Origin of the sequence: Mycobacterium sp. (assembly GCF_032162105.1) — a bacterium.
Taxonomy (GTDB): domain Bacteria; phylum Actinomycetota; class Actinomycetes; order Mycobacteriales; family Mycobacteriaceae; genus Mycobacterium.
In genome coordinates, this window is sequence record NZ_JAVRPS010000456.1 from 1 (window position 1) to 3,020 (window position 3,020).

Consider the following 3,020-nt stretch of genomic DNA (forward strand, 5'->3'; position numbering starts at 1 on the left):
GCGCGAAACGCCTTGATGTTGGCGACGATCCGGTCGGTGAGGTCAGTGGCAATCGAACGTTCGGCCAGAACGTAGTCGGGCGCAATGCAGGTCTGCCCGGAATTCATCAGCTTGACCCATGCGATGCGTCGGGCGGCGACGTCGAGATCCGCGTCGGCGGCCACGAACACCGGGCTCTTTCCGCCGAGTTCCAACGTCACCGGGGTGAGCGTGGGCGCGGCCGCAGCCATGATCTTCTTGCCGATGTCGGTTCCGCCGGTGAACAGGGCGTGGTCGAAGCCTTGCGCCAACAGATCCTGGGTGGTCTGACCGTCACCCTCGACGACGCGAACGGCTTCGCTGTCCAAGTAGAGCGGCACCAGTCGCGCCAACAATGCGGAGGTGGCAGGCGCGAGCTCGGATGGCTTGAGCACGGCGCAGTTTCCGGCTGCCACGGCGGCGACGAGCGGGGCCAGGCTCAGATAGACCGGGTAGTTCCAGGGCCCGATGATCAGGACAACGCCCAGTGGGTCGTACTGCACCCAGCAGCGTCCGGGGAGCTGGGCAAGCGGCAACGGCTGCCTGCGGCGGCGCATCCATTTCTTCAGATGTTTGCGGGCGTATGCCGCTTCACCCTTGGTCGACGCGACGTCGCCGAGCCATGCCTCGACCACCGGCCGGCCGAGGTCGGCATGCAGGGCGGCCGCGATGTCGGCTTCCCGCTCGTCGCACAGCCGCTCGATCGCCTCGAGTTGAGCCAGTCTCCAACGCAACTCGCGTGTGCGACCGGTGGCGAAGGTCTGGCGGAGGTCCGCCAGCTCGGTGGCGCCGCGCGGTTGGCCGGGACGCGCCGTGCGGTCGGGAAAGGCATGGACGGACATGATCGGCCTCAGATCTCCGGCGCCGGAACGACTCCGGAGAGCACAGCACCGGTGATCCCTCCGTCGACGACCAAAGCGTGGCCGTTGATCCATCGGGCCTCGTCGGATGCGAGGAACAGCACCGCGTCGGCGATGTCGCCGGGGTCGGCGTGCCTGCCGAGGAGTTCCTTGATGCCGTCGAGGTTGTCCTTGCCCATGGATTCTTCGAAGTCGGCCAAGATCGGCGTCTCGACCGGCCCCGGGAGCACCGCGTTGATGCGAAAGCCCATCTCCACCACGGCCAGCCCCATCGTCATCGTGTAGACCGTGGTGACCTCCTTGGAGAAGTTGTAGGCATTTCCCTGTTGAGGGTTGGCCTTGAACCAGGCCGCACCTTCTTCGAAGGTGTCCGTGGCCAGCAGATCGCGGATGACGTCGAGGCGAGCGGGCCAGCCGAAGCCCGCCGTCGAGGACACGATCGTCACGGAACCCCCAGGCGTAAGTCGTTCGAAGAACGCCTCGGTCAGGTGGCGTACGGCAAGGCTGTTGACCGCCAGAACCAGCTCGGCGGGGGCCGTGCCGGGAATCCCTGCGACGTTCATCAGTCCGTCGAACGGCCCGTCGAGTTGTTCGACGGCGGCGTCGATGCTGCGCGGATTGGCGAGGTCGACCTCGACGTGGCGGTTCACCTTCGCGGTCGGGGTGTTCCGGTCCAACGAGACCACCTCGGCGCCGGCGGCCAGGAGACGTTCGGCCACGGCATCGCCGATTCCGGACGCGGCACCGGTGACCACGAAGCGCTTTCCGTCGAATGCAGTCATCGGTTCTCCTAGTCGAGGGTGTACGGCAGGGACTTGACGGCGCGAAAGAAGTTGCTGGTCAAGTAATCAGGCTTGCCGAGGCGCAGGTTCGGAACCCGCCGGATCAGTTCGCCGAAGAATGCCTCCAGCTGCATCTTGGCCAGGAATGCGCCCATACAGAAGTGCGGGCCACCACCACCGAAGCCGATGTGCGGGTTCGGGCTCCGACGGATGTCGAAGGTGTGGGGGTCGGTGATCACCCGCTCGTCGCGATTGCCCGACGAGTACATCAGCAACACCCAGTCGCCTTCTCTTATCTGCTGACCGTGCAGCTCGGTATCCTGGGTGGCGGTGCGGCGGAACGTCATCACCGGGGTCGCCCACCGGACGAACTCGTCGATGGCGGTCTTGATGTGGCCGTCGAAGTCCTCTGCGAGCAGCGCGCGCTGGTCGGGGAACTCCTGCAGTGCCATCGCCGTGACCGCCATGGTGTTGCGGGTGGTGTCGGTGCCCGCTACCGCCAGCAGCACGAAGAATGCCGCGATCTCGTCGTCGGTGAGCTTGCGGCCGTCGACTTCGGCCTCGACGAGCCGGCTGGTCAGGTCGGAGGTCGGCTGCGCACGGCGCTGTGCGGCCAGATCCAGGCCGAGCACGAGCAGCCCGACCAGTGAGTCGTTCATTACCTCGCCGGGTTCACGCCCCGCGGCCACATCCTCGTCGGCCCAGGACAGCAGCCCGTCGGCGTGGTGCAGCGCCTCTTCGCGCAATTCCTCGGGCAGACCGACCATTTCGAAGATCGTCCACATCGGCAGCCGCTTGGTGGCCTGGAGGACGAAGTCGCCTTGCTTGGTGGCGAGCAAATCATCGACGATCGCGATGGCCTGGTTCTTGATCTGATCGCTGATCGTGGCCACCTGGCGTGGCGTGAAGACCGAGCTGATCAGCTTGCGGGTGGCGCCGTGCTGGGGGGCGTCCATGGCCAGGAACGACATCGCCGCCTCGATCACGTCATCGGGGATCGCCTCGATCAGCACGCCCTGGGCCGAGCTGAAGATGTCAGGGTGCTTGCTGACGAACGCGATGTCCTCATTGCGGGTAACCGCCCACACACCGTCGATGTCGGCGGGCACGACGGTGCCCTCGATCGGCGGGTGCCAGCTGACGGGACGTTCGTCGCGCAGAATCTTGAACCACGGCTCGCGCTCCTCGGCGGTCATGTCCCAGAAGCTCAGCGATGAAATGCTGACCGGGTCGAAGGGCGGACGGACCGTGCTCGGAGCGGCTTCGATTGTCATGCGTGTGCCTCCAGGTAGCGGGCTTGCAGGGTTCGCTTGACGAGCTTTCCGGTGGCTGACCGGGGCAGCTCGTCGACGAAATCGAC

3 protein-coding genes are annotated in these 3,020 nt (G+C 65.9%); all 3 read right to left on the reverse strand.

Annotated features, from left to right (window positions below; genetic code table 11):
- Positions 1-860, reverse strand: an 860-nt coding sequence (locus QOC69_RS23435) for an aldehyde dehydrogenase family protein (protein ID WP_526444084.1), incomplete at its 3' end; no start/stop codon positions are given.
- 8 nt (positions 861-868) lie between these two features.
- Positions 869-1,660 carry a coniferyl-alcohol dehydrogenase gene (locus QOC69_RS23440; RefSeq protein WP_526444086.1) on the reverse strand — a complete coding sequence of 264 codons (792 nt, stop codon included), beginning with the start codon at positions 1,658-1,660 and terminating at the stop codon, positions 869-871.
- Between the two features lie 8 nt (positions 1,661-1,668).
- Positions 1,669-2,934: a cytochrome P450 gene (locus QOC69_RS23445; RefSeq protein WP_526444088.1), complete on the reverse strand. Its 1,266-nt coding sequence runs from the start codon at positions 2,932-2,934 to the stop codon at positions 1,669-1,671.
- Positions 2,935-3,020 lie beyond the last annotated feature (86 nt).